The 25,410-nt window shown below is 60.6% G+C and carries 24 protein-coding genes; 15 read left to right on the top strand and 9 right to left on the bottom strand.

Annotated features, from left to right (window positions below):
• Window positions 1-2: 2 nt before the first annotated feature.
• From AB6803_RS11030 to AB6803_RS11020, 3 genes are all read right to left on the bottom strand, one after another.
• On the bottom strand, window positions 3-992 hold the full coding sequence (locus AB6803_RS11030; RefSeq protein ID WP_371108901.1) for a WD40 repeat domain-containing protein: 990 nt from the start codon (window positions 990-992) through the stop codon (window positions 3-5).
• Entirely contained in the window at window positions 992-2,068 is a 1,077-nt protein-coding gene (locus AB6803_RS11025; RefSeq protein WP_371108900.1) for a GTP-binding protein, read from the bottom strand. Before AB6803_RS11025 ends, AB6803_RS11030 begins: the two co-directional genes overlap by 1 nt.
• A gap of 127 nt (window positions 2,069-2,195) precedes the next feature.
• Window positions 2,196-2,987: a creatininase family protein gene (locus tag AB6803_RS11020; protein WP_371108899.1), complete on the bottom strand. Its 792-nt coding sequence runs from the start codon at window positions 2,985-2,987 to the stop codon at window positions 2,196-2,198.
• An 86-nt stretch (window positions 2,988-3,073) separates the two neighbouring features.
• On the opposite strand from AB6803_RS11020, the gene AB6803_RS11015 reads away from it, so the two are divergent.
• The 3 genes from AB6803_RS11015 (at window position 3,074) to AB6803_RS11005 (ending at window position 5,729) form a co-directional block, all read left to right on the top strand.
• The gene (locus AB6803_RS11015; RefSeq protein WP_153364622.1) at window positions 3,074-3,586 is read left to right on the top strand and encodes a MarR family winged helix-turn-helix transcriptional regulator; all 513 of its coding nucleotides are present in this window, start codon (window positions 3,074-3,076) and stop codon (window positions 3,584-3,586) included.
• 120 nt (window positions 3,587-3,706) lie between these two features.
• Window positions 3,707-4,729, top strand: coding sequence for a LacI family DNA-binding transcriptional regulator (locus AB6803_RS11010; protein WP_371108898.1), 1,023 nt, complete (start codon window positions 3,707-3,709; stop codon window positions 4,727-4,729).
• Window positions 4,730-4,760: 31 nt separating this feature from the next.
• A complete protein-coding gene (locus AB6803_RS11005; protein WP_371108897.1) occupies window positions 4,761-5,729 on the top strand; it encodes a 2-hydroxyacid dehydrogenase in 969 nt (322 codons plus the stop codon).
• Here AB6803_RS11005 and AB6803_RS11000 read toward each other — a convergent pair whose 3' ends face one another.
• On the bottom strand, window positions 5,730-6,518 hold the full coding sequence (locus AB6803_RS11000) for a gamma-glutamyl-gamma-aminobutyrate hydrolase family protein (protein WP_371108896.1): 789 nt from the start codon (window positions 6,516-6,518) through the stop codon (window positions 5,730-5,732).
• Between the two features lie 297 nt (window positions 6,519-6,815).
• Here AB6803_RS11000 and AB6803_RS10995 point away from each other — a divergent pair, with 297 nt between their 5' ends.
• The 6 genes from AB6803_RS10995 (at window position 6,816) to AB6803_RS10970 (ending at window position 13,954) form a co-directional block, all read left to right on the top strand.
• Window positions 6,816-7,922 carry a TRAP transporter substrate-binding protein gene (locus tag AB6803_RS10995; protein WP_371108895.1) on the top strand — a complete coding sequence of 369 codons (1,107 nt, stop codon included), beginning with the start codon at window positions 6,816-6,818 and terminating at the stop codon, window positions 7,920-7,922.
• 228 nt (window positions 7,923-8,150) lie between these two features.
• Window positions 8,151-10,454, top strand: coding sequence for a putative bifunctional diguanylate cyclase/phosphodiesterase (locus tag AB6803_RS10990; protein ID WP_371108894.1), 2,304 nt, complete (start codon window positions 8,151-8,153; stop codon window positions 10,452-10,454).
• A gap of 199 nt (window positions 10,455-10,653) precedes the next feature.
• Window positions 10,654-10,878 (top strand): aa3-type cytochrome c oxidase subunit IV, encoded by a 225-nt coding sequence (locus tag AB6803_RS10985; RefSeq protein WP_371108893.1) that lies wholly within the window; start codon window positions 10,654-10,656, stop codon window positions 10,876-10,878.
• Between the two features lie 108 nt (window positions 10,879-10,986).
• On the top strand, window positions 10,987-12,150 hold the full coding sequence (locus AB6803_RS10980) for a Re/Si-specific NAD(P)(+) transhydrogenase subunit alpha (RefSeq protein ID WP_371108892.1): 1,164 nt from the start codon (window positions 10,987-10,989) through the stop codon (window positions 12,148-12,150).
• Window positions 12,151-12,549, top strand: a complete 399-nt coding sequence (locus AB6803_RS10975; protein ID WP_371108891.1) for an NAD(P) transhydrogenase subunit alpha — start codon at window positions 12,151-12,153, stop codon at window positions 12,547-12,549. It begins immediately after the preceding gene.
• A gap of 10 nt (window positions 12,550-12,559) precedes the next feature.
• Complete coding sequence (locus AB6803_RS10970) at window positions 12,560-13,954, top strand: NAD(P)(+) transhydrogenase (Re/Si-specific) subunit beta (protein WP_371109009.1); 1,395 nt, start codon at window positions 12,560-12,562, stop codon at window positions 13,952-13,954.
• 126 nt (window positions 13,955-14,080) lie between these two features.
• Here AB6803_RS10970 and AB6803_RS10965 read toward each other — a convergent pair whose 3' ends face one another.
• The 4 genes from AB6803_RS10965 to rpsU form a co-directional block, all read right to left on the bottom strand.
• The gene (locus AB6803_RS10965; protein WP_371108890.1) at window positions 14,081-15,742 is read right to left on the bottom strand and encodes a sensor histidine kinase; all 1,662 of its coding nucleotides are present in this window, start codon (window positions 15,740-15,742) and stop codon (window positions 14,081-14,083) included.
• Window positions 15,743-15,985: 243 nt separating this feature from the next.
• On the bottom strand, window positions 15,986-17,068 hold the full coding sequence (locus AB6803_RS10960; RefSeq protein WP_371108889.1) for an NAD(P)/FAD-dependent oxidoreductase: 1,083 nt from the start codon (window positions 17,066-17,068) through the stop codon (window positions 15,986-15,988).
• A 118-nt stretch (window positions 17,069-17,186) separates the two neighbouring features.
• Entirely contained in the window at window positions 17,187-18,062 is an 876-nt protein-coding gene (locus AB6803_RS10955) for a tetratricopeptide repeat protein (RefSeq protein WP_371108888.1), read from the bottom strand.
• A 138-nt stretch (window positions 18,063-18,200) separates the two neighbouring features.
• On the bottom strand, window positions 18,201-18,413 hold the full coding sequence (rpsU, locus tag AB6803_RS10950) for a 30S ribosomal protein S21 (RefSeq protein ID WP_003585885.1): 213 nt from the start codon (window positions 18,411-18,413) through the stop codon (window positions 18,201-18,203).
• A 350-nt stretch (window positions 18,414-18,763) separates the two neighbouring features.
• On the opposite strand from rpsU, the gene AB6803_RS10945 reads away from it, so the two are divergent.
• From AB6803_RS10945 to AB6803_RS10920, 6 genes are all read left to right on the top strand, one after another.
• Window positions 18,764-19,042, top strand: coding sequence for a hypothetical protein (locus tag AB6803_RS10945; RefSeq protein ID WP_371108887.1), 279 nt, complete (start codon window positions 18,764-18,766; stop codon window positions 19,040-19,042).
• A gap of 15 nt (window positions 19,043-19,057) precedes the next feature.
• Window positions 19,058-19,465, top strand: a complete 408-nt coding sequence (locus AB6803_RS10940) for a hypothetical protein (protein WP_371108886.1) — start codon at window positions 19,058-19,060, stop codon at window positions 19,463-19,465.
• A 178-nt stretch (window positions 19,466-19,643) separates the two neighbouring features.
• Entirely contained in the window at window positions 19,644-20,897 is a 1,254-nt protein-coding gene (locus AB6803_RS10935; RefSeq protein ID WP_371108885.1) for a sarcosine oxidase subunit beta family protein, read from the top strand.
• A 75-nt stretch (window positions 20,898-20,972) separates the two neighbouring features.
• Complete coding sequence (locus AB6803_RS10930; RefSeq protein WP_007700939.1) at window positions 20,973-21,338, top strand: sarcosine oxidase subunit delta; 366 nt, start codon at window positions 20,973-20,975, stop codon at window positions 21,336-21,338.
• Entirely contained in the window at window positions 21,335-24,328 is a 2,994-nt protein-coding gene (locus tag AB6803_RS10925; RefSeq protein ID WP_371108884.1) for a sarcosine oxidase subunit alpha, read from the top strand. Before AB6803_RS10930 ends, AB6803_RS10925 begins: the two co-directional genes overlap by 4 nt.
• Window positions 24,321-24,869: a sarcosine oxidase subunit gamma gene (locus AB6803_RS10920; RefSeq protein WP_371108883.1), complete on the top strand. Its 549-nt coding sequence runs from the start codon at window positions 24,321-24,323 to the stop codon at window positions 24,867-24,869. Before AB6803_RS10925 ends, AB6803_RS10920 begins: the two co-directional genes overlap by 8 nt.
• On the opposite strand, the gene AB6803_RS10915 is transcribed toward AB6803_RS10920, so the two are convergent.
• A complete protein-coding gene (locus AB6803_RS10915) occupies window positions 24,866-25,354 on the bottom strand; it encodes a MaoC family dehydratase (RefSeq protein ID WP_007700957.1) in 489 nt (162 codons plus the stop codon). The genes AB6803_RS10920 and AB6803_RS10915 overlap by 4 nt on opposite strands.
• Between the last annotated feature and the right edge of the window lie 56 nt (window positions 25,355-25,410).

Raw genomic sequence — 25,410 nt, 5'->3', positions numbered from 1 at the left:
CGTCAGGCGGAAATATCAACGACGCCGCAATCGCCGGCCTCGGAGGCAAAGGCGAGCAGCTTGCCGGATTTGCTCCAGCTCATCGAGGTGATCGCACCTTTACCCGGGCGGCGCAAGAGCGCCTCCTTGGCGTCGCCGATACGCACCGCCAGGATCATGCCGTCGACGAAGCCGATCGCCAGGATGTCTTCCGCCGGATGGAACTTGACCGAGGTTGCCATGATGTTGGCGCGGGTGCCGAGCTCCTGCGGCGCCTTGCCCATCGGGCCGTCCTTGCTTTGGAAGGGCCAGACGATCGCCGCCGGGGCGCCGGACGAGGCGAGCCACTTGCCCTTGGCGGACCATGACAGCGACTTCACCTTGGCGGGATAGCCGGTCATACGCATGTGCCGTGCTTCGCCACCCGGCTTGCTGTCCAGCTTCCAGCCGTGCAGGGCGTTTTCCTGCATAGTGGTGACAACGAACTGGCCGTCCGGCGAGAAGGTGACGCCGGTATGGGCGCCCTTCCATTCCAGATTGATCGGCTGCGCGCTCATGCCGACCCAATGCAGGGAGACGCCATTATAGCGGGCGGCGGCGATGCGCAGGCCTTTGGGCGCGAAGGCGAGACCTTCGACGGTGCGCTCCTCGGTGAATTCCTTGGTCGAGCCATCGGCAAGCCGCACGAAGCTGCTTTTTCCGTAGGCGTAGGCGACCGCGCCTTGCGGGCCGGCGGCAAGCTGGGTGATCCATTTGCGCGGCGCTTCGGCAAGCACGGTCACGCCGCCATCGGCTGCGATGCGCAGGACCTTGCCATCCTCGCCGCCGGAGATCAGGCTGTCGCTATAGGGGTCGCGGATGCAGGTGAGCATGCCCTGATGGGCTTCGCTCACCTTTTCCCCGCCTTCCAGCCGATGGATCGTGCCGGCGGCGCTGGCGAAGATGGGGGTATCCCCTAAAAATTCGACGGCCAAAACGTGGCCGTCGATATCAAGCGGAGCGACAGTCGGCATCAGGCGGCTGCCTCGCAGGCCTTGAAGCTCTTTTCCAGCTTTTCGCGGTCGAGTTCACGGCCGATGAAGACCAGGCGGCTCTCATGCTTTTCACCGTCCTTCCAGGGGCGCTGATGGTCGCCTTCGATGATCATGTGCACACCCTGGACGACATAGCGCTCGGCGTCGCCTTTGAAGGCGATGATGCCCTTCAGGCGAAGAATCTTCGGGCCGTCGGTCTGGGTGACCTTCTGGATCCACGGGAAGAAGCGGTCCGGGTTCATCTCGCCGCCGCGCAGCGACACCGACTGCACCGTCACGTCATGGATGGGCGAGGGAGCGTGATGATGGTGGCCATGATCGTGATCATGGTGATCATGATGGTGATGGTGATGGTCATGATCGCAATCCGGGCCGCAGACATGATCGTCATGGCTCTGATCGAGGAAATGCGGATCGTTTTCCAGCGCGCGTTCGAGGTTGAAGGCACCCTGGTTCAGGACGCGGGCGAGATCGACGCCGGAGCGGGTGGTCTTGTAGACTCGGGCGGCCGGATTGATGGCGCGGACGATGTCCTCGATCTGCGCCAGTTCTTCCGAAGACACGAGATCGGACTTGTTGATGACGACGACGTCGGCAAAGGCGATCTGGTCTTCGGCCTCGCGGCTGTCCTTCAGGCGCAGCGGCAGATGCTTGGCGTCGACAAGCGCGACGACGGCGTCGAGCTCGGTCTTGGCGCGGACGTCGTCATCCATGAAAAAGGTCTGGGCGACGGGAACCGGATCGGCGAGGCCTGTAGTCTCGACGATGATGCCGTCGAAACGGCCGGGGCGGCGCATCAGGCCCTCGACGACGCGGATGAGATCGCCGCGCACGGTGCAGCAGACGCAGCCATTGTTCATCTCGTAGATTTCTTCGTCCGACTCGACGATGAGGTCGTTGTCGATGCCGATCTCGCCGAATTCATTGACGATGACGGCGTATTTCTTGCCGTGGTTTTCGGAGAGGATGCGGTTCAGCAGCGTCGTCTTGCCGGCGCCGAGATAGCCGGTGAGAACGGTGACGGGAATGGGCTTTTGCGTGGCTGTTTCGGTCATGGGAGCCTCGAAATATGGGATTTTCCCCGGGGGGCCGGAAAATGGTCGGGTTCCATATAAGGAGTTGAAGGCGGTAGTTCAAAGGCTTTTGTATGTTATAAGATCACATTAGGTTTGGGATGAGCGGTTACGTCAGCGTTCCCACATCAAACTGATCGACATCCTGCAAAAGCTCCACCAGCCCCTTTACCGCATGCGCAATCAGCCGCTCGCCCTTTTCTGCCGTGGCGACGCCTGCGTTGCCCGCAACGCCCTCAATGCTCAGATCCGACATCTTCCAGCCGAATGCGTGCGGTCCATAGGCTCGCAGATGCTTGAAGCGCTGCGCGTAATCAGATTGCCGGGAGGGGAAATCCGCGGCCTTGCTCATGTCGACCATCTCTGGATAGAGCGCCAGCATTACCGATGTCTCGATGTCGCCGCCGTGGATGTCGATGGCCTTGTCCTCTGGCGCGATCAGGCCGTTCGGCACGCCGAAGCGCGTCCAGCTGGTCGCCACCGCCAGCATGTTGAAGCGGACGCGCGCCTCGGTCGCGACGATGGTCATCAGGGGCGAGTTGCCGCCATGGGCGTTCAGCATGACGAATTTTCGGATGCCGAGATGATGCATGGCCTCGGCAATGCCGAGCCAGCGGTTGATGGCCTCATCGAAGGTGAGTGTCTTTGTGCCGGCAACATCCATGTGCTCGATGGAATAACCGACCGGCTCCACGGGTAAGAAAGTAGCTGGCAAATCGGCGGGTAGGGCGGCCTGCAAATGTGTGACGATGCCCTCGGCGATCAGCGTGTCGGTGTCGAACGGCAGATGCGGGCCGTGTTGCTCATGGGCGCCAAGTGGCAGGACGGCGATCCAGTTTGCCCTCTCCGCAGCCGCCAACGTCCTATCATTGTCATCGAAACGTGGCAAAGGCTGTGCCATCTGGGGGTGTGCCTCTTGTTTATGTCAATAACCTAGGCAATGTCATAACGTGATGATGCAGCGGCGGAAAGAGCAACGGAATCACGATGGGTAAGAAGCACAAGGACGGCAAGAAAAGTAAGTCAGGTAAAAAGAAGGACCACAGCGAATACACGCTCGCTGATCTGTCGCCAGCGTTGACGCAGGCGGCGCGGTCCATGCGAACGGTTCTGACGCGCAACCTGACGGCCAGTGGCCTCTATGCGGGCCAGGATGGCGTTATCCTCGCGCTCGCGGCCAGCGACGGTCTGCCGGCGGGGACGCTGGCGCAGAAGCTCGGCGTCAAGGCACCGACCATGACCCGCACGATCGGCCGCATGGAAGCGCAGGGCTTCCTCGAGCGCCGGCCGGACGCCGAGGATGCACGGTTGACCAAGGTCTATCTCACCGAGGCGGGCCGCAACAGCGTCAGCGAGATCGAAAGCTCGGCTGCTGCCTGCGACGAACTCGCCACGCGCGGCTTTTCGGAAAAAGATGTCCGTTCGCTGGTGCGGTTGCTGAAGGCGATCGAGGACAACCTTCATATCGGCGACCACGACGAGGATGATGGGGAATTTTAAGGATTCCCGAGGATTCGAGTTGCGCGGGCCGATTAAAGCTTTTAATTAAAGTTTTTAAATTCCGGAATCGTAAAACGACGGAATGGCATATTCGGCTGCGTTTCACGGGGAGGGGAGCGCATGGCGCAAAAGATAAAACTGTCTACCATTGCGGAAACGCTGGGTATTTCAACGGCAACCGTCTCTCTTGCCTTACGCGACAGTCCGCTGGTGGCGGTCAACACGCGCGAGAAGATCAAGGATCAGGCGCGGGCGCTGGGCTATATCTACAACCGCCGCGCGGCAAGCCTCAGAACATCGCGATCCGGCATCATCGGCGTCGTCGTTCATGACATCATGAACCCGTTCTACGGCGAAATCCTCAAGGCGATCGAGAGCGAGCTCGACCGCAGCCGTCACACCTTCATTCTTTCCAATCATTATGATTCGGTCGAGAAGCAGCGGACCTTCGTCGAAACCCTGCTGCAGCTTGGCGGCGATGGCATCATCATGTCGCCGGCGATCGGCACGCCGGCGGAGGATTTCGATCTGGCGGAGGAAAATGGCATGCCGGCCATCCTCGTCGCCCGTTCGATGGAAGGACTGGATTTGCCGACCTTTCGCGGCGACGACAGCTACGGCATTTCGCTTGCCACCAATCACTTAATCAGCCTCGGCCACCGCACCATCGCGATGATCGGCGGCACGGATCAGACCTCGACCGGCCGGGATCGTTACCAGGGTTATGTCAATGCTTTGCGCAAGGCGGGCATAGAGGTCGATCCGGATCTGCGCATTCCCGGCGCCCGTTCCAAGCAGGGCGGTTTCGAGGCAGCGGTGCATCTCCTGTCGTTGCCGCAGAAGCCGACGGCGGCCGTCTGCTGGAACGATCTCGTCGCCATTGGTCTGATGAACGGCATTTCCCGCGCCGGCCTTGTGCCGGGTAAGGATATTTCGGTCACCGGTTATGACGATCTGGAGGAAGCGGCGATCGCGACGCCGGCGCTGACGACGGTGTGGAATGGACAGGCCGAGGTCGGAAGGCTTGCAGCACGCGCGCTTTTGGATAGGCTAGCAGGCAGCCATGAGCCGGATGGTATCCATCTTATCAAGCCGGAAATGCGCATTCGCCAGTCGACATCTCCCTATCAGGCCCGCCAATAGCGCCGCACGACATCTTCAAGAGGAAAGATCCATGTCCGATAACCGCATCGCCGTCCTCATTCCGGGGAAGATACATCCGCGTGTCCTCGAAAGGCTCGGCGGGCATTTCGATCTCATTGCTGTTGATCGCAACGAAACCCCCGAGGTCGATGCCGGGACTGCGGCGCGCGTGCGCAGTGTTGCCGTCGCCGGTGGTTTCAACGCGGCCTGGATAGACGCCTTTCCGAATGTCGAGATCATCGCCAATTTCGGCGTCGGCTATGACGGTATCGATGTCAACCATGCGGCTGCGAAGGGTGTCGTCGTCACCAATACGCCTGATGTATTGAACGACGAAGTGGCCGATACGGCGATCGCGCTGCTTTTGAACACGCTGCGCCTGTTTCCGCAGGCGGAAACCTGGCTGCGGGAGGGACGCTGGGCGAATGAGGGGCCTTTCCCGCTTTCGCCTTTCTCGTTGAAGGGGCGGCGCGTCGGTATTTACGGCCTTGGTCGTATCGGTCAGGAGATCGCCAAGCGTCTGGAGCCGTTCAAGGTGACGATCGGCTATCACACCCGCACGCCGCGCACGGAACTTGCCTATGACTATTATCCGTCGCTGAAGGCGATGGCGGAGGCTGTGGATACGCTGATCAGCATCGTGCCGAAGACGGCGGAGACGCATAAGGTCATCGATGCCGAGATCCTGTCGGCGCTTGGGCCGCAGGGCGTGTTCATCAATGTCGGGCGCGGCTGGTCGGTGGATGACGACGCGCTGATCGCCGCTCTTGGGAACGGCAGGCTCGGGGCTGCCGGCCTCGATGTCTTCTATGACGAGCCGAATGTGCCGGCGGGCTATCTCTCCCTGCCGAATGTTTCGCTGCTGCCGCATGTGGCGTCCGCTTCGGTGCCGACGCGCAACGCGATGGCCGATCTCGTTGCGGACAACATTATCGAGTGGTTCGGCAAGGGTGCGGCGCTGACGCCAGTGCCGGAAACTCCGGTCAAGCCAAAGGGCTGATCAGAGTGCCGATTGGCGGCGGGGAGCGGCTATCGGCTGTTCCTTCGCCGCCGCATAATCGCGCACGGCATCGCCGAAGGCGACAAACAACTTGCGCGACGGCGAATCCGTTTCCGCCCAATATTCCGGATGCCACTGTACGCCGACGGCGAAGGCCTTGGCGTCGATGACGGAAACGGCCTCGATCGTGCCGTCCTCGGCGATGGCCTCCACCTGCAGCCGCGGCGCCGTATCGGCGATTGCCTGACGATGCAGCGAGTTGACGCGCACTTCGCCAGGGCCGACGACGGCGGCAATGCAGGAGCCTTCCTTGACGAAAACGCTCTGGCGGATCGAATACATCGTGTCGCGGTCGACATTCTGCGGCTTGCGGTGATCCCAGATGCCCGGCTGATCCTGGATTTCACTGGCAAGCGTGCCGCCGAGCGCGACGTTCAGCTCCTGAATGCCGCGGCAGATGGCGAGCATGGGAATGGCGCGCTCGATGGCGCGGCGGATGAGCGGCAATGATGTGGCGTCGCGAGCCGGATCGAAGGGGCCGTCGCTCTCGTGGGCTTCTCTGCCATAGAGCGAAGGATGCACGTTGGTGGCGGAGCCGGATACCAGCAGCCCGTCGACGCGGTCGAGAATGGCGTCGATATCGTTGCCGTCTTCCATCGCGGGGACGATCAGCGCCATCAGGCCGGCGGCCTTGACGGCGGCGCGGACATATTGCTGCTGCACCGCATGCCAGGTCGCGCCGTCGAATTCGCGGATATCGGCGGGAATGGCGATGATCGGTCTGGACATGCGAGGCTCCGGAAACATGCAAAACTGCCGGGCCTTGTCGAGACCCCTGAATGAATATGGTGTCGATGCCGCGATGGGCCAACTTGCCGGTAAACCTACGCGAAGAGCAGCCGTTCGGCAACGCGGGACGACTGCCACTGGGCTTTGTTTCCCTTTGTCATGACGATGTACAGGAATCGCCATAATGCAGTGCAAAAGCAAACTTGAAAGACAATACGCGGCATGGTTAAGCTCAAATGCTTGCGCCATGATTGGGAGAATCTCTTTCCCGCAATGCCATCCGTGTGAGAGGTTATAATGGATCGCCGTTCGTTCATCAGACGGGCCGGAGCAGTGGGTGCGGGCGCAGCCGCCTCAGCGCTTGCCAGTCCTGCCGTCGCCCAGGAATATCCCAAGATCACTTGGCGGATGACGTCGTCCTTTCCGAAGAGCCTGGATACAATCTATGGCGGCGTGGAGGATATAGCGCAGCATGTTTCGGACGCGACCAATGGCAATTTCGTCATCCAGACCTATGAGGCCGGAGCGATCGTTCCCGGCGCGCAGGCGGCCGATGCGGTGAGCGCCGGCACGGTCGAGGCAGCGCATACCTGCTCCTACTATTTCTGGAACAAGGACCCGACCTACGCCATCGGCACGGCGCTGCCCTTCGGCCTCAATGCCCGGCTCACCAATGCCTGGTTCTATCAGGGCGACGGCAACAAGCTGATGAACGAGTTTTATGCCACTCAGGGCATCCTCGGCCTGCCCGCCGGCAATACCGGCGTGCAGATGGGTGGTTGGTTCCGTAAGGAAATCAATACGCTGGATGATCTCAAGGGCCTGAAGATGCGCATCGCCGGCATTGCCGGCAAGGTGATCGAGAAGATCGGAGTCGTGCCGCAGCAGGATATTCCCGTCAGTGACATCTATGCCGCGCTCGACAAGGGTACGCTCGATGCCGTCGAGTGGGTCGGTCCCTATGACGATCTGAAACTCGGCTTCCAGAAGATCGCCAAATATTACTACTATCCCGGCTGGTGGGAAGGCGGCGCCGTCGTGCATGCCTTCTTCAATCTGGAAAAATGGAACGGGCTGCCGAAGAACTACCAGACGATCCTTGCGGATGCCTGCGCCTTCGCCAACACCAATATGCTGGCGAAATATGATGTGAAAAATCCGCAGGCGCTGAAGGATATCGTCCAGCAGGGCGTGACATTGCGCCCGTTCAGCCAGGAAATTCTCGAAGCCTGCTTCCAGGCGGCGAACGGCATTTATGCCGACCTTTCGAAGTCGAATGATTATTTCAAACGGATCTATGAGGATCAGGTTGCCTACAAGAAGGATGCCTATCTCTGGATGCAGCTTTCCGAGTACACTTTCGACACTTTTATGATGATTCAGCAGCGGGCAGGCAAGATTTGACCGAGGATGCTTTGCTGATTGCTGTTTTCTATTTTAGCGTTTCATGATCAATAAACTATAATTCAAGTAGAAACTGTTTCATCGGTTGCACGAATGCGGTGCAAAATATCACTAAAAATCGATGAAAATTATCGCATGGTTGGAAAATCCATCCAAATATGCGCTATCTGGGCAATCAATTTTTAAAACGTTCCAACTAGAGTTCGCGCCGCATCAGGGGAGCTCTGGATGAAGCCTCAAGACCCGAACACCGTGCCGACGGATGTCTATCTGTCGTTCGTCAGTTCGCTTTTCGGAAACCGTGGCACGCTGTTTACGGGCGTATTCGTTCATATTCTGAGCTATGTCGTCATTGTCCTGAGTACCGGCGCTGGTATCTATTTCAGTTTCTGTCTTGCCCTCGTTGCCATCTTCGCTTTCCGCATCCATTCCTTCCGTCAGTTCGATGCTGCCGACAAGAGCATGTTCTCGCGTGCCGATATCGCGCGTTGGGAAATGCGCTATGTGCTCGGAGCGACGGCGGTGGCACTGATCCTGGGTATCGGTAGCGGCTATGCTATCCTGGTTGTCCAGAATCCGCTGGCGGAATTCATCTGCATCGCGGTGACCATGGGATCGATGGTATCGATCCTTGGCCGCAACTACGGTTCTCAAAAGGCGATCGATCTGCAGACCGTGGCGTGCTGCCTGCCGATCATCGTCGCCTGCCTGATGTCGGGGCAGCCTTACATGGCAATCGTTTCCATCATGCTGGTGCCCTTCGGGCTGACGACGCGTTCGATGGCGAGCAACCTGCGTGAGTTTCTCTACAAGAACGTCATAGCGTCACGCGAGATATCGCTAATCGCGGATCGGTTCGACACGGCACTCAACAACATGACGCATGGCCTGTTCATGCTGGATGCTGAAAACCGCATCCTGGTGGTCAATCGAAAGGCTTGCGAACTGCTAAATTTGGCGCATCCCGAGCAGCTCAGGAATTGCGACTTCGATGTCGTGTTGCGCTATGGCGTGCGCCACGCCTCCATTGACGGGTCTCTTCCCGGCTTGATCCAACAACAGATGGTACAGCTCATCGATGGTTCGTTGTCGCGCACGTTGATTGAGTTCGGCGAAGACCTGTTTCTGGAATTTTCGGCAAGCCGCCGCGCCGATGGTGTTGTTATCCTGATTTTCGAGGACGTCACGGCGCGTGTTCGGGCCGAGCGCAAGATCCTGCATATGGTGCGCTTCGATCCGCTGACCGGCCTGCCGAACCGCGAATACTTTGCCGAATTGACGAAGGAGAAGCTGGCCGCGCATGTCGGTGACGGCCGGATCGGCTTTCTGGTTCTCGATGTCGATGATTTCAAACATGTCAATGATTTCAAGGGACATGTGACCGGCGACCGGCTGCTGGTCGCCATCGCCGCGCGGCTAAGGGAGAAGGCAGGCGACGTCGCGCTTTGCGCGCGTCTGGTCGGGGACCAGTTCGTGCTGTTCTTCCCGAACGATGACGGCGTCCAGGATATCGATGGCCGCATAGCCGCGCTGCACGCCGCAATGGCAGGCACCTACGAGGTGAATGATCATAGCCTCCGCGTCACCTTCAGCGGCGGCTACGTAACCATGTCGGGCTGCGAATTCCGCCCCGAAGAATGGCAGATCAAGGCCGATCTGGCACTCTTCGACACCAAGTTGCGGACGAAGGGCGGTTGCTCCGCGTTCGAAGATGAAATGGACGCTCGCTACATCGAGAGGCAAAAGCTGAAGACCGATCTGCGCGAGGCAATCGAGGCCGGCAAGCTGCATGCGGTCTATCAGCCGATGTTCACGCCCGATGGCCGCCGCATCGATTGCTGCGAAGCGCTGGCGCGTTGGACGCACCCAGAAAAAGGGCCGATCCCGCCAAACATCTTCGTTGAGATCGCCGAGGAGATGGGGATCGTTTCCGGCATAACCCGCTTTATGCTCAACCAGGCTTGCCGGGATTGTGCCGGCTGGCCCCGGTCTCTGTCGGTCTCGGTCAATCTCTCGGCGCAGGATCTGCGCAGCAATGACATTGTTGCTGTCGTGACGGAAGCGCTCGAGGCATCGGGGTTGGAGCCGTCGCGCCTGCACCTGGAGGTGACCGAAAGCTGCCTGATGGACCAGATTGCGACCGTTCGTTCCATTCTCGCCGATCTCAGGGCCAAGGGCATCACCATTGCCATCGATGATTTCGGGACCGGCTTTTCCAGTCTCAGCTATCTCGATTCACTGCCGGTGGACATCGTCAAGATCGATCGCTCCTTCGTGCACGAAATCACCGGCGACAGCCGCCGTTTCAAGCTCCTGTGCGGCATTGCCGATCTCTCAAGGGCTTTGGGTCTGGAAATCGTCGTCGAAGGTGTTGAGACGCCGGAACAATTGGCACTCATCAATGAGCGCAGCCTGGCGGATGTGATCCAGGGCTATGTATTTTCGCTGCCGGTGTCGCCGGCGCGGGTTAGCGAGATGGTCGATAGTCTCGATCGCAATCGACCGGTCCTGCGCCAGGACATCCTGGCCTGAAACGAGACGGCAGTCGCAGAGGAGATCGAACCTCTGCGACGTTCTCGTGCATTGCATTTTTTCTCGCTTTGTGTAACGCCTCGGTAGAGGAAATCTGGCTGCGGTATTGTCTGATGAGATGCCGCAGCTTTCGAGGGCGAACTCCAGCCGGCAGCTGTCGCAAGGCCTGTCGGGGAGCGGATCGAGGGGAGACTTTTGCATGGCTGAACATCATACTGGACCCGCTGAAACCGGTGCTCCGATGGATTACAAGGAACACGAGAAAACCTATAACGGGTTCCTTTTGGTCGCCAGGGTCGGATCGGCGATCATCGCCGCGCTGTTGATCGCGATGACAGCGGGTTTCTTCGGCCACGCCGGTTTGTTCGGCGGGTTTCTCATTTTCGTCGTTCTTTCAATCGTCGGCGCCTTTCTCGCGCGCTGAACGACGCTGGGCATTTGGCCCGCGCTTTCCCTGAGATCTTGGCCTGATTTCGCAGGCTGTTGTGCTGCTGTCTCCAGCAGGGCTGTCGTTTGATGCGAGGTGGTGTCGTTGGGCAATCTGGTTTTTGTCGCCAAGGAGACCGTGGGGGATGAGACGCGTGTTGCGGCATCCGTCGAAACGGTGAAGAAGATGAAAAGCCTCGGCTTCGACGTCGTGGTGGAAGCGGGCGCCGGAGCCTTGTCGCGCATTCCGGATAGCGAATACGAGGCCATCGGCGCGCGCATCGGTGCTGTCAAGGATGCCAAGCGGGCGGATGTCATCCTCAAGGTGCGGCGGCCGACACACAAGGAAATTACCAGCTACAAGAGCGGCGCCATCGTCATCGCCATCATGGATCCCTACGGCAACGAAGCAGCCTTGGTCGAGATGGCGAAGGCAGGGCTGACGAGCTTTGCCATGGAGCTGATGCCACGCATTACCCGCGCGCAGTCGATGGACGTTCTGTCGTCACAGGCGAACCTTGCCGGCTATCAGGCGGTGATCGAGGCGGCCGCCGTCTATGACAGGGCGCTGCCGATGATGATGACGGCGGCGGGCACGGTGCCGGCGGCGAAGGTCTTCGTCATGGGTGCGGGCGTTGCCGGCCTGCAGGCGATCGCGACGGCACGGCGCCTTGGCGCGCAGGTGTCGGCGACGGACGTTCGTCCGGCCGCGAAGGAACAGGTCGCCTCGCTCGGCGCGAAATTCATCGCCGTCGAGGACGAGGAGTTCAAGGCGGCGGAGACCGCCGGCGGCTACGCCAAGGAAATGTCACAGGCCTATCAGGCCAAACAGGCGGCCCTCGTTGCCGAGCATATTTCCAAGCAGGATATCGTCATCACGACGGCCCTGATCCCCGGCCGCCCGGCGCCACGGCTCGTCAGCCGCGAGATGCTGAAAGCGATGCGGCCCGGCGCGGTCGCCGTCGATCTCGCCGTCGAGCGCGGCGGCAACATCGAGGGCGCCGAATTCGGTGAAGTGGCCGATGTCGAAGGTGTCAAAGTGATCGGCTATCCCAATATGGCCGGTCGCGTTGCGGCGAGCGCGTCCGCTCTCTACGCCAAGAACCTCGTCACCTTCCTGGAGACGATGGTCGACAAGGATACCAAGAGCCTCGGGCTCAACCGCGCCGACGAGCTGATCAAGGCGACCATGCTGACCGATGGCGGCGAGGTCGTGCATCCGAATTTCGTCGACCCGGATCAGCCGACGGTCAACAAGGGAGATGTCTAAATGGCCAGCCAAGCAATGGATCAGGCGCTCCAGCAACTGAATGACGCCGTTACTGCCGTCAGGACGGCCGTAGCGCAGGCCCCCGAGACTGTCAGCGCCGCATCCGGCGGCGTGATCGATCCCTTCGTCTTCCAGCTGGCCATCTTCGTGCTTGCGATCTTTGTCGGCTATTACGTCGTCTGGTCGGTAACGCCGGCCCTGCATACGCCGCTGATGGCGGTCACGAACGCCATCTCCTCGGTCATCGTTGTCGGCGCGCTCCTGGCGGTCGGCATTTCCGCGAGTGGGCTTGCGACGGGCTTCGGCTTCGTGGCGCTGGTGCTCGTTTCGGTCAATATCGTCGGCGGCTTCCTTGTCACCCAGCGCATGCTGGCGATGTACAAGAAGAAAGACAAGTGAGGGCGGCATGCTGAGCAATATCGCGGCCTTTCTCTATCTCGTTTCCGGTGTGCTGTTCATCCTGGCACTGCGCGGCCTGTCGCATCCGGCCACCAGCCGGCGCGGCAATCTCTACGGCATGGTCGGCATGGGCATCGCCATCGCCACGACGCTGGTGCTGGCGACACCGTCCTTCGGCGGCCTGGTGCTGATCATTCTGGGTCTCGCGATCGGCGGCGGGGCCGGGGCCTATATCGCCCGTGTCATCCCGATGACCTCGATGCCGCAGCTCGTGGCCGGTTTCCATTCGCTGGTCGGTCTCGCCGCCGTGCTGGTTGCGGCTTCGGCGCTCTATACGCCGTCTTCGTTTGGTATCGGCAATATCGGCTCGATCCATACAGAGGCGCGCATCGAAATGGCGATTGGTGTTGCCATCGGCGCGCTGACTTTTACCGGCTCGATCATCGCCTTCCTGAAGCTCGATGGGCGCATGTCCGGCAAGCCGATCCTGCTGCCCTATCGCCATCTCATCAATGCGGCCCTGCTGGCGTTGATCCTGTTCTTCATGGTGGGCCTGGCGATCAGCGAAAGCCATTTCGATTTCTGGGCGATCGTCGTCCTGGCTCTGGCGCTCGGCGTGCTTCTGATCGTGCCGATCGGCGGCGCCGACATGCCGGTCGTCGTGTCGATGCTGAACTCCTATTCCGGCTGGGCGGCGGCGGGCATCGGCTTCACGCTCGGCAATCTGGCGCTGATCATCACCGGCGCTCTGGTCGGCTCCTCCGGCGCGATCCTGTCCTATATCATGTGCAAGGGCATGAACCGCTCCTTCGTTTCCGTCATTCTGGGCGGCTTCGGTGGCGAGGCGTCCGCCGGCGGCACCGACAATAGCGACAAGACGGTGAAGCTCGGTTCCGCCGAGGACGCCGCCTATCTGATGGCGAATGCCTCGAAGGTCATCATAGTGCCTGGTTATGGCATGGCGGTGGCGCAGGCCCAGCATGCGCTACGCGAGATGGCCGACCGCCTGAAGGCGCACGGCGTCGACGTGAAATATGCCATCCATCCGGTCGCCGGCCGCATGCCCGGCCATATGAACGTGCTGCTTGCCGAGGCCAATGTTCCCTATGACGAGGTGTTTGAGCTCGAGGACATCAATTCGGAACTCGCCCAGGCCGATGTCGCCTATGTCATCGGCGCCAACGACGTCACCAATCCGGCTGCGCGCGATGACAAGACCTCGCCGATCTACGGCATGCCGATCCTCGACGTCGACAAGGCCAAGACCTGCCTCTTCGTCAAGCGCTCGCTCGGCTCCGGCTATGCCGGCATCGACAACACGCTGTTCTACAAGGATGGCACGATGATGCTGCTCGGCGACGCCAAGAAGGTGACGGAGGAAATCGTCAAGGCGATGAACGAGTAGAAAGCGCCTGCCTTCTCCAATGTCGGGGAGAGGAAAGGGGCTGGTTTTGACGGGTATTTCTGAAGAATACCGCTACCGTCGATGACGCAGAAACTACGTCGTAGACCCTGAGCACATGGGCGAGCCTCAAGCCCGCTCGCGTTCTCGCTCCATGGTGCTGCGCAGGGCATTCAGCACCCAGACCAGACCCTCTGGCCGGAAGTCGATCGCGACATTGCCGCTGAAGGCCGCCGCCGCATGGGCCTTGGTGACGGTGGTGCCGAAGCCGGTGATGGTTGGCTGTTTGACGCGCGGGCCGCCGCTCTCCGTCCATGTGAACTGGACCATCGGCCCGATATCACCGTCGACCTCCGTCCATTCGATGGCGATCCTGCCCTCGGGCGCGGAAAGCGCGCCGTATTTCACTGAATTCGTCGCCAGCTCATGCAGGATCAGCCCCATATTCTGCACGGCTTCCGGCTTCAGCACAAAATCCTGACCCTTGATGTCGAGCTGCTGCGGACCCTGCAGGAAGGTGGCCAGATGAATGTCGATCACCCGCCGCAGCGATACGCCCGACCACTGTTCGCTGGTCAGGACCTCGATCGAGCGGGCCAGCCCCTCGAGCCGGTCGGCGACGGCGTGTTGAAAGGTGTCGACACTGTCGGTCTGCCGGGCGAGCTGGCGGGTCATCGCCTGGGCGAGTGCCAGCAGGTTCTTGGTGCGGTGGACGAGTTCATGCATGACGAAATGCAGCCGATCCTCGGTCTCGCTGCGATCGAAGGACGCATTGGACATTGCAATTGAGACCTGATTGGCCTCGATGACGCTGGTTTCGACCGGCGAGACGATTTCGCCGCGGCCCATGCGCTCAGCCATGTTGGCAATGCTCCGTATGGTGGTGCGCACCTGGCGGGCCAAGGCATAGACGGCAATCAGCGCCACCAACAGCAGGGTGACGCCGCCGTAGATCAGGAAGCGCCAGGTGCTCATCAGCGACGCCTGCGCGGAAGCGACGGGTCCCCACACCACTGCTTTCCAGGACCAGCCGGGGATCTGCGCATAGCCGAGCAGAGAGTGCGGCAGGATCTTCTCGTCCTGGTATACGCCGCTCGAGGCGATCAGTTTCGGCAGGATGTCCTTATTGAAGGGATCGCCGGGAGAGAGATTGGCGGGGCCGCTGGAGGCAACGATATGGCCGGAGCTGTCAATGACCGCGGCCGACCAGCCGGGGGCAAGAGCATCCGTCGTGACAAGCTTGGCGAGTTCATTGGCATCCTGCGTCATGGCCAGGGCTGCACCGGCCGGCGAATGGTCGAGTGGCAGGGTGACATTGTAGACCCAGCGACGGATGTTGGATCCGACGAAGACATCGGACGCTTCGATACGTCCTGAGTTCAGCGCCGATTGCAGGGCGGCCACGTTGCCTGTCTTGCCAAGCGGTCTGTCGAGCGGCCAGCGCGTATTGAGCAGCATGTGGCCGTCCTTGTCGAAGAGCAGGACGAAGAGCGAATCGGTGCGCAGTACCGTCTCCGTCCGGTAGAAGAAGGTGGCGATATCGTTGTGCTCCAATTCCGGCGAGGAGGAGAGCAGCCGCAGGGTCGTCGCCATGTCCTGCAATTGCCGGTCGATGGTGCGTGCCAGCGCTTGCGCGTCCTGAACCGTATCGCGCTTCAGCACATCGCGCTCGTTGCTTTCGAGCTGGACCAGCAGCAGCGCCACGAAGGCAAGAATCGGCAAGGCAATCGCCAGCGCTATGGCGATCAGATAAGCCCCAATCGAAGCCCTCGGGAAATGCAGCTTTCTCATAACGCGATCAACCGATCGGACCACCATAGGGTTCAAGCGCATCTGCGAAAGCGGAAATTATGGTTTCAGTCATCATGCCGAGCGCCCCCATGCTTTTGTTCGAGCAGCATGTTCTCGAAGGCGTCATGTTAGGGCCCGGCAAATGGCGTGGCAACATATGAAAAGTCATCGCCGTTAAATCGTAAGTGACGCCGGACGCTTCCGGTGCGTGTGGCATGGGTCTGATGCTGACCATGGCGTGGGTCATTGGCCGACCTTTGCAAATCGCGACAGGCGGAATGGGGCGAGCTGGGCGTCCGGATATCCGCTGACGATCTCTTCCGCCGCAAGCAGTCCGACGATCGGTGCTAGCGTAACGCCGGAATGCAGAACCGAGAGATAGAGGCCCGGCGCGCCATCCACACCGCCAATGATCGGAAATCCGTCCGTCGGGTTAGGGCGATAACCGATCGTGTAAAAATCGAGTTCGAGCTGCTCGGCGCCACGCAGCATGGCTCTGACCTTGGCAAGAATGTCCTCTGCGGCTTTGCGCGGGTCGTCGCTGGGATCGCCACCGCCGAAATCGCTGCCGGCGATGATCCGGCCGTCCTGCGTCTGGCGCATATGCAGCTCCGGCGCCATGACGAGGCCATTCAGCAGCCGAGGGTGAGGGCGGGAATGCGCGATCAGGCCCGGCGGGGTTTCGAGTGGAACCTCGATGCCGATGGCAGCGGTAAGCGGAGGGATACCGGCGCCGGCGGCAAGGACGACATAATCGGCAAGCAGCGTGCCGTTCGTCGTTTCGACACCTGTGATTCTGCCGTTCTCCTGTAAAAGCCGGGTGACCTCCGTGCCGTATGACAGCGTTGCGCCATGACGGACGGCGTCTTCCAACAGAAGATTGGCAGCGGCGACGGGTTCGACGGCGCCTTCTTCGGCGACATGCACAGCAAAGGCGGGCGGGTCGACGAGGTTGGGCTCGATGGCGGCGCTCGTCGCGCCGTTGACCGGCTGGATGTCATAACCCCAGCCGTGATGCTGCGCGAGATAGGCTTCCAGTTCCGCCTCCGGCATGTCCCAGCAGAGCCCGCCGCACCAGGAGAGCGGCAGGCCGGGAACATCGGCCGCCAGCTGCGACCATTCCCTCATCGAGCGGCGGCGAAAATGGTAATAGAATTCGGGGTTGCCCCGGCTCGCATTGATCCAGGCAAAGGAATTCGGCGTGGCCTCGCCGCCGGCCTTCATGGCGATCACGGTGACATCGGCGCCCTTGCGCTGGAGATGCCAGGCGATGGATGCACCGATGATGCCGGCGCCGACCACGATGATTTTCTGTGAGGAGGGCATGTCGTATGTCTCGTTCGAAGGGGAGTTTAGCGCGAGACTATGCGCTCAACAGCGCAAAGAAAAGCCGCCGGGCGGATGATCGCCGAGCGGCCCACTGTTTCGATGATATGCCGCGAGCCTATGCGCCCGTGCTGACGCGCGACAGGCCGTCCTTGGCCGGCTGATAGCTCGGGTCGAGGTTGACGGCGTGCTGGTAGGAACGGCGGGCCTTGGCCTTGTCGCCGCGACGCTCATAGACGAAAGCCTGATTTGCCCAGGATTCGGCAACCTTGTTGTCGAGGTCGATCGCGTGGTTGAAGTCGGCGAAGGCGTTGTCGTCGTCGTTCTGCGCCAGATAGGAGATGCCGCGGCTGTTGTAGGGCTCGGGCGAATTCGGTGACAGCGAGATGGCCTTGGAGAAGTCGTCGATCGCCTTGTCCTGCTGATTGCGCTTCTGGAAGATCACGCCACGGCCATTGTAGGCGCGTCCGTCCGTCGTGCCGAGGCTGATCGCCTTGGAATAGTCGTTGAAGGCATCGTTGTCGCGACCGGACTGGCGGTAGAGGTTGCCGCGGCCGATATAGGCGACGTCGTAATTGCCATTGATCTGCAGCGACGCATTGTAGTCTGCGACCGCTTCCGGCAGCTTGCCCATGTTGCGGTAGATGAGCGCGCGATTGGCATAGGCCTGATAGAACTTCGGATTGAGCTGGATCGCCTGATTGAAGTCCGCAAGAGCACGGTTGAAGTCGCCGGCGCGGCCATAGGCGGTGCCGCGAACGTTATAGCCTTCAGGATCCTGCGGATTGGCGCTGATGACCGAGGTCAGCGAGGCAATGTTTTCCGAGGAGCCCTGCGCCTTGTCGATACGGATCACTGTATCGGTGGAGGCTGTCTGGCAGCCGGAAAGGCCGATTGCGGCGAGAAGCGCCAAAGCTGGCAGGGCAGCTACGCGCTTCGAAACAAAGGAGGTGAGATTCGAAGTGCGGAACTGGTCGGACGTCGTAATTGCCATTATCGGGTTCGCTTTCCCCATGCGTCATATCAGGCTGTTCTGATTTAATCCGATTTAGACGGAGAATAAATCAAAAAGGCGGCGGCGAACGATTCGCCCCCGCCAGACATGCATCTGAAAACGTCGAAAAAACGACGATTACCGTGCAACCAGACCTTCGCGCTGAGCGCGCTTGCGGGCCAGCTTGCGAACGCGACGAACGGCTTCAGCCTTTTCGCGAGCACGCTTCTGCGACGGCTTTTCGTAGTAGTCGCGCATCTTCATTTCGCGGAAAATACCTTCGCGCTGCATCTTCTTCTTGAGAGCGCGGAGAGCCTGGTCGACATTGTTATCGCGGACAAGTACCTGCACGAGAATCACGTTCCTTTAGTTTGGTTGATGCCAGCGGCGACGGCAGCGCCAGGAGGCAAAAAAATAACGTTCGCGCGGCCGCAGCCTTGCGATTGGTTAGGCGAGATAACAGATCGCTTTGCCAAAGTCTAGCCGGATCGTGCATTAGCGGGGGAAAAAGCAATTTGCCCCGGGCGAGATTGGCTCGCTATACCTCAATCGCGTTGCTGCGGCTATCGAATAAGGGTCGCCCCGTCATATTTTGCGAGACTGACATGCCTGTGCGAAGATCCTGCTTCACATTGTTGCTAGATGCTATCGCGGCTATCCGATTCCGGCAGTTGCGGCGTGCATCAAAGGAGAATCGCGGCATGGTATTCACGAACGTCCTTCCCACCGGAAGACTGTTTGCGTCGCTGGCGCTTATCTGCGCCATTCTGGCCGCAACGCTTGCACCAGTCACCGCCGGCGAAGTCCGTTTCGGCAAGAATGTTCGCGTCGGCGGTCACGATTTTTCGAACCAGAGGTTCGACAGCAAGAATCGGGCAAGAATCTATCTTTACAACCATAAGCCGCAGAAGGAAGGGTGCGTCTGGCGCAAAGACGGCCATGGTGGCCGGGTGAAGATTTGCCATTTGCAGCGCAAGTAGGGATAGGGGAAGACCGTGAGTGATCAGACCATGCCGATCAGCGTTCGATATTCCGAGCGGTTCACATATGCTGCGATGGCGCTCATTTTTATCCGTCAATTGGTGAACTGGGATAAATCGACCGGTCAGTTTGCTGAAGCGCCGGTCGCTTTCACGATTTTACAAATCGCAATGCTTTGCGTTCAAATCTTCTGGGTTTGGCTGGTTTTTTATAAACGGGTGAACTGGGCGCGCTGGATGACGCTTTGCGCGCAATTCATCATGCTGTTTATCATCGGTCTCGGTTTCGGCATGAAAGGCGATACCGAGTCCACGGCTTTGGAATTCTTTTTCTTAATTGTGACGGCCCCGTTGTATTTGCTTGCTGCGTGTCTTCTTTTTACGCGTGACGCAACGATGTGGTTTGTTCCTCAGCGAACGTGATTTCGATCGAGCCAATCCGCGTTATTGGCTGCGGTCGGCCCGTGTCGTTTGACTATTCTTTTTAACCGTGTCGAAAGCCGGTGCTGAATGCGTCGCAAAAGAGCCGTTGTGTCGGTTTTCGATTTGCGATTTGTATGGCCGATCAAACGGGCCTGTTGCCTGAAGGAGTTGAGGGCGAATGCGTAAATACTCGGTTTTTGCCGTGGCACGGGAAGCGATGCGGGCTCACAAGGGCTGGGAAGCCCAATGGACCTCGCCGGAGCCGCGCAAGGAGTATGACGTCATCATCATCGGCGGTGGCGGCCATGGTCTGGGTGCTGCCTATTACCTCGCCAAGGAGCATGGCATCACCAATATCGCCGTGCTCGAAAAGGGCTGGCTCGGTGGCGGCAATACCGGCCGCAACACCACCATCATCCGCTCGAACTATCTCTATGAAGAGAGCATGCACATCTATGAGCATTCGATGAAGCTCTGGGAGGGGCTGTCTCAGGATCTCAACTACAACGTCATGTATTCGCCACGCGGCGTGATGATGCTGTCGCATAATGTGCATGACCAGCAGTCCTTCAAACGGCATATCCACGCCAATCGTCTCTACGGCATCGACAATGAATGGCTGACGCCGGAGCAGGCCAAGGCTTTTTGTCCACCGCTCGATATTTCCGGCAGCGCCCGCTACCCGATCAACGGCGCGGCGCTCCAGCGTCGCGGCGGTACGGCGCGTCACGATGCGGTCGCCTGGGGCTTTGCCCGTGCGGCGTCCGATCGCGGCGTGCACATCATCCAGAATTGCGAAGTGACCGGCATTCAGCGCGGACCGGATGGGCGTGTCACCGGCGTCGACACGAACCGTGGCTTCATCGGCGCGAAAAAGATCGGCGTTTCGGCGGCTGGCCACACGACGGTCGTCATGCAGATGGCCGGCGTGCGCGTGCCGCTGCAATCGAGCCCGCTGCAGGCGCTGGTTTCCGAACCGCTGAAGCCGATCTTCCCCTGCGTCGTCATGTCGAACACAGTACATGCCTATATCTCACAGTCCGACAAGGGCGAGCTCGTCATCGGCGCCGGCACGGACCAGTATAATTCCTACAGCCAGACCGGTGGCCTGCAGATCATCACCCATACGCTGGATGCGATCTGCGAGCTGTTCCCGATGTTCCGGCGCGTCAAGATGATGCGCTCCTGGGGCGGTATCGTCGACAACACGCCGGACCGTTCGGCGATCCAGTCGAAGACACCGGTGCCGGGCCTCTACGTCAACTGTGGCTGGGGCACGGGCGGCTTCAAGGCGACACCGGGATCGGCCAATCTGTTCGCGCATCTGATCGCCCGCGACGAACCGCATAAGTTCAATGCCGGCCTCAATCTGGATCGCTTCCGTACCGGCCGCCTGATCGACGAAGCGGCGGCGGCTGCCGTCGCGCATTGATACTGGCTTTGGCGTTGCACCCGGCCTTCAGGCACCGGTCTCCGGTTCCGAGCTTTAACATTTAGGTAGAAAACGATGCTGCTGATTTATTGCCCTTATTGCGAGGAAGAGCGTTCGGAACTGGAATTCCGCAATGCCGGCGATGCGCATATCGTGCGGCCGGAAAACATTGCCGGGATTTCCGACGAGGAATTCGAGCAATATTTCTTCCTGCGCGACAATCCCAAGGGCCTGATCTTCGAGCGCTGGCGGCATATCCATGGCTGCGGCCGCTTCTTCAATGCGGCGCGCGATACGGTCAGCGACCGTTTCTATCTCACCTACAAGGCCGGCGAGCCGAAGCCGGATCTTTCGACATTGCTGCCGACGGCCAATGAGCCGGTGGCGCAGGATAAAAACGCACAAGAACAGACGGCACAAAAAGAGGGATCTGCGGAATGAGCGGCGCCAATCGTATTGCGGGCAAGGGTCGTCTGACGCCGGCCAGAACTGCCCGCTTCACCTTTGACGGCAAAAGCTACATGGGGCTGGAGGGCGACACCGTCGCCTCGGCGCTGCTTGCCAATGGTGTTCACCTCGTCGGCCGTTCGTTCAAATATCACCGTCCGCGCGGCATCCTCTCGGCTGGTGCCGAAGAGCCGAATGCGCTGCTCGATATTTCCCGCGATGCCGCCCGCCGCCAGCCCAACGTGCGCGCCAGCGTGCAGGAGGTCTTCGATGGCATGAAGGCAAAGTCGCAGAACCGCTGGCCGTCGCTTGCCTTCGACGTCGGCGGCGCCAACAATCTGCTGTCATCCTTCTTCGCCGCCGGCTTCTATTACAAGACCTTCATGTGGCCGAAGGCGGCCTGGAAGCATATTTACGAGCCGCTCATCCGCCGTGCCGCCGGTCTCGGCGTTGCACCGACGGAAGAGGATCCAGATCACTATGCGAGCCGCTACGCCCATTGCGACGTGCTGGTGGTCGGTGCCGGTGTTGCCGGTCTTTCGGCAGCGCTCGCCGCCGCTGAGGCCGGTGCCAAGATCATCCTCTGCGATGAACAGGCCGAAGCCGGTGGTGCGCTACGCTTCGATGCCAGCGTCAAGATCGACGGTGCCGAGGGCTATGTCTGGGCGCAGGGCGTCATCGCCAAGCTCAAATCGATGGACAATGTCGAGGTGCTGACCCGCACGACGGCGTTCGGCTATTACAACCACAATTTCTTCGGCCTTGCCGAGCGCGTCACCGATCACCTCGCAAAGCCCGGCCGTGATCTGCCGCGCGAGCGTCTGTGGCAGGTGCGCGCCAAGCGTGTCATCCTGGCGACCGGCGCGATCGAACGTCATATGGTGTTCCCGAACAACGACCGTCCGGGCATCATGCTGGCATCGGCCGCCCGCACCTATCTCAACCATTACGGCGTCGCAGTCGGTGCCAAGATCGGCGTCTACACGGCACATGACTCAGCCTATGAAGCGGCCTTCGACCTGAAGCGCGCCGGCGTCTCCATCGCCGTCATCGTCGATAGCCGCGTGCGTCCGGGCGAAGCGGTTGCCGCTGAGGCGAAGCGGCTCGGCATCGAGGTGCTGAGCGACTATGCTGTTATCGACACCGCCGGCAAGCTGCGGGTTTCCTCGATGACGGTGGCGCGCAATGGCGGCTCCGGCTCGCGCAAGATCGCCATCGATGCGTTGCTCGTCTCCTCCGGCTGGACGCCTTCCGTGCATCTGTTCTCGCAGTCGCGCGGCAAGCTGAAGTTCGATGCCGAGAAGCAGCGTTTCCTGCCGGGCACCTATGTTCAGGATTGTCTCTCTGTCGGCGCCTGCAACGGCACCGATGGCTTGCAGGCCGCAATCGAAGAATCACTTGCCGCCGGCGAGCTGATGGCGAAGGCCACCGGAGCCGAGGGCGAGGGCAAGATATCGATCCAGGCCGAACAGGCCTTCGAATGGACCGGCGGCATGATCGGCGCTGCCGAAGGGGCGGGGCCTGACACCAATGCCAAGGCTTTCGTCGACTTCCAGCATGATGTCTGCGCCAAGGATATCCGCCTTGCCGTGCGCGAGGGCATGCATTCGATCGAGCATATCAAGCGCTTCACCACCAATGGCATGGCTTCCGACCAGGGCAAGCTTTCCAACATGCACGGTCTGGCGATTGCCGCCGAAATGCTCGGCAAGGATATTCCGCAGGTCGGTCTCACCACCTTCCGCGCACCCTATACGCCGGTTACCTACGGCACGCTGATCAGCCATTCGCGCGGAGCCTTCTTCGACCCCGCGCGCAAGACGCCGATGCATGCCTGGGAAGAGGCACATGGCGCGATCTTCGAGGATGTCGGCAACTGGAAGCGCGCCTGGTTCTATCCGCGCGCAGGCGAAACCATGCATCAGGCTGTCGATCGCGAGTGCCGCACGGCGCGCGAAGTGGCCGGCGTGTTCGATGCCTCGACGCTCGGCAAGATCGAAGTGGTCGGGCCGGACGCGGCGCAGTTCCTGAACCTGCTCTACACCAACGCCTGGGATACGCTGAAGCCTGGCCGCTGCCGCTACGGCATCATGACGCGCGAGGATGGCTTCGTTTATGACGACGGTGTCGTCGGGCGCCTGGCCGAAGACCGCTTCCATGTGACGACTACGACCGGCGGAGCGCCGCGCGTGCTGCATCATATGGAAGACTATCTGCAGACCGAATTCCCGCATCTGAAGGTGTGGCTGACGTCGACCACCGAGCAATGGGCTGTCATCGCCGTGCAGGGGCCGAAGGCGCGTGAGATCATCGAGCCGCTGGTCGAGGGGCAGGACCTTTCCAACGAGGCCTTCCCGCATATGAGCGTTGCTGAATGCAAGGTCTGCGGTGTGCCGGCTCGGCTGTTCCGCGTCTCCTTTACCGGCGAACTCGGCTATGAAATCAACGTGCCGGCCGATTACGGCCAGTCGGTTCTTGAAGCCGTCTGGGCGCGGGCCGAGCCGCTGGGCGCCTGCGCCTATGGCACCGAGACCATGCACGTTTTGCGCGCCGAGAAGGGCTACATCATCGTCGGTCAGGATACGGACGGCACGGCGACGCTTGACGATGCCGGGCTTTCCTGGGCCGTCTCCAAGAAGAAGGCGGATTTCGTCGGTATTCGCGGCCTGAAGCGGCCGGATCTGGTGAAGGAAGGCCGCAAGCAGTTGGTCGGCCTCGTCACCCGCGATCCGAAGGTGGTGCTGGAGGAAGGCGCGCAGATCGTTGCCGATCCGAACGAGCAGAAACCGATGACCATGCTCGGTCATGTCACCTCGGCCTATTGGTCTGAAAATCTCGGCCGCTCGATTGCCTTCGCGCTGGTTGCCGGCGGACGCGAGCGCATGGGCAAGACGCTTTACGTGCCGATGCCTGACAAGACGATTGCCGTCGAGGTGACGGATCTGGTGTTCTTTGACAAGGAAGGAGGCCGGATCAATGGTTGATCTCGCAACCCGTAAACTGCCGCTCGCCGGTCGCCACGGCGGCTCCGCCACCGTTCGCCTGACGCCGGCTGCTCCCGCCAGCCGCATTGCGCTGCGTGCGCCCGATGATTCGATCCCCGGTCTCTCCAAGGTGCTCGGCCTGGAACTGCCGCGCAAACCGAAGACTTCGGCCCGTTCCGAGGGGCGTTATGCCCTCTGGCTCGGCCCGGACGAATGGCTTGTGATCGATGAGAGCGGCACCGAGCTTGTCGCTCTCGCGGCAACCGCCGGCGTGCTGCATTCGGCAACCGATGTCTCCCATCGCAACACCGCGATCATCGTCTCCGGTCCCGGTGCGGAAGCAACGCTCGCAGGCGGTTGCCCGCAGGATCTGTCGATTGTCGCGTTTCCTGTCGGCGCCTGCTCGCGCACGCTGTTCGGCAAGGTGGAAGTCGTGCTGCTGCGGCTCGACGAGGAGACATTCCGCGTCGAAGTCTGGCGGTCCTTTTCCGATTATGCGTTCGGCTTGCTTGGCGAAGCGGCGGAGGATGCCGGGCTCTAGCTCGCTTCCGGCCGATCCTTCGGGTCGAATTGTGAGAGGGTCGTCCAGGTCGCGGTGAGCGCAGGTTTGCGCTCGTTCTCGATCTCGACACTGACCTCATAGGTCAGCATCAGCATGTTGGCGCCGCGCAGCCGCGTTTCGGCAAGCACGAAACGACCGCGAACGCGAGCGCCGCATTTGACTGGCGACATGAAGCGGATCTTTTCGAAGCCATAATTGATGCCCATGACCTCCTCGCGGATCTTGGGCAGGGCGCTATAGTTCATGGCCGAGAGCAGCGACAGCGTCAGGAAGCCGTGGGCGATCGTGCCGCCATAGGGCGTTTCCGCCTTGGCACGCTCGGGATCGACATGGATGAACTGATGGTCGTGCGTCGCGTCGGCAAAGGTGTCGATCATCGTCTGGTCGACCGTGATCCAGTCGGAAATGCCGAGTTCGGTTCCGACACGCTGCATGATCTCAACTAGCGAAATATCGCCGGGCATAGGATCCTCGTCTGTTCTGCTGCTGCTCCGCCCTTTCTGGCGAAGAAGGCTGGAAA

The organism is Rhizobium sp. RCC_161_2, from assembly GCF_041355235.1.
GTDB lineage: Bacteria > Pseudomonadota > Alphaproteobacteria > Rhizobiales > Rhizobiaceae > Rhizobium.
This window is presented reverse-complemented; position numbering and strand designations above follow the sequence as displayed.

Excerpts from the sequence above, each read along its gene's own strand:
- AB6803_RS11030 (WP_371108901.1), bottom strand. The coding sequence starts at position 992 with ATGCCGACTGTCGCTCCGCTTGATATCGACGGCCACGTTTTGGCCGTC.
- AB6803_RS11025 (WP_371108900.1), bottom strand. The coding sequence starts at position 2,068 with ATGACCGAAACAGCCACGCAAAAGCCCATTCCCGTCACCGTTCTCACC.
- AB6803_RS11020 (WP_371108899.1), bottom strand. The coding sequence starts at position 2,987 with ATGGCACAGCCTTTGCCACGTTTCGATGACAATGATAGGACGTTGGCG.
- AB6803_RS11015 (WP_153364622.1), top strand. The coding sequence starts at position 3,074 with ATGGGTAAGAAGCACAAGGACGGCAAGAAAAGTAAGTCAGGTAAAAAG.
- AB6803_RS11010 (WP_371108898.1), top strand. The coding sequence starts at position 3,707 with ATGGCGCAAAAGATAAAACTGTCTACCATTGCGGAAACGCTGGGTATT.
- AB6803_RS11005 (WP_371108897.1), top strand. The coding sequence starts at position 4,761 with ATGTCCGATAACCGCATCGCCGTCCTCATTCCGGGGAAGATACATCCG.
- AB6803_RS11000 (WP_371108896.1), bottom strand. The coding sequence starts at position 6,518 with ATGTCCAGACCGATCATCGCCATTCCCGCCGATATCCGCGAATTCGAC.
- AB6803_RS10995 (WP_371108895.1), top strand. The coding sequence starts at position 6,816 with ATGGATCGCCGTTCGTTCATCAGACGGGCCGGAGCAGTGGGTGCGGGC.
- AB6803_RS10990 (WP_371108894.1), top strand. The coding sequence starts at position 8,151 with ATGAAGCCTCAAGACCCGAACACCGTGCCGACGGATGTCTATCTGTCG.
- AB6803_RS10985 (WP_371108893.1), top strand. The coding sequence starts at position 10,654 with ATGGCTGAACATCATACTGGACCCGCTGAAACCGGTGCTCCGATGGAT.
- AB6803_RS10975 (WP_371108891.1), top strand. The coding sequence starts at position 12,151 with ATGGCCAGCCAAGCAATGGATCAGGCGCTCCAGCAACTGAATGACGCC.
- AB6803_RS10965 (WP_371108890.1), bottom strand. The coding sequence starts at position 15,742 with ATGAGAAAGCTGCATTTCCCGAGGGCTTCGATTGGGGCTTATCTGATC.
- AB6803_RS10960 (WP_371108889.1), bottom strand. The coding sequence starts at position 17,068 with ATGCCCTCCTCACAGAAAATCATCGTGGTCGGCGCCGGCATCATCGGT.
- AB6803_RS10955 (WP_371108888.1), bottom strand. The coding sequence starts at position 18,062 with ATGGCAATTACGACGTCCGACCAGTTCCGCACTTCGAATCTCACCTCC.
- AB6803_RS10945 (WP_371108887.1), top strand. The coding sequence starts at position 18,764 with ATGGTATTCACGAACGTCCTTCCCACCGGAAGACTGTTTGCGTCGCTG.
- AB6803_RS10935 (WP_371108885.1), top strand. The coding sequence starts at position 19,644 with ATGCGTAAATACTCGGTTTTTGCCGTGGCACGGGAAGCGATGCGGGCT.
- AB6803_RS10930 (WP_007700939.1), top strand. The coding sequence starts at position 20,973 with ATGCTGCTGATTTATTGCCCTTATTGCGAGGAAGAGCGTTCGGAACTG.
- AB6803_RS10925 (WP_371108884.1), top strand. The coding sequence starts at position 21,335 with ATGAGCGGCGCCAATCGTATTGCGGGCAAGGGTCGTCTGACGCCGGCC.
- AB6803_RS10920 (WP_371108883.1), top strand. The coding sequence starts at position 24,321 with ATGGTTGATCTCGCAACCCGTAAACTGCCGCTCGCCGGTCGCCACGGC.
- AB6803_RS10915 (WP_007700957.1), bottom strand. The coding sequence starts at position 25,354 with ATGCCCGGCGATATTTCGCTAGTTGAGATCATGCAGCGTGTCGGAACC.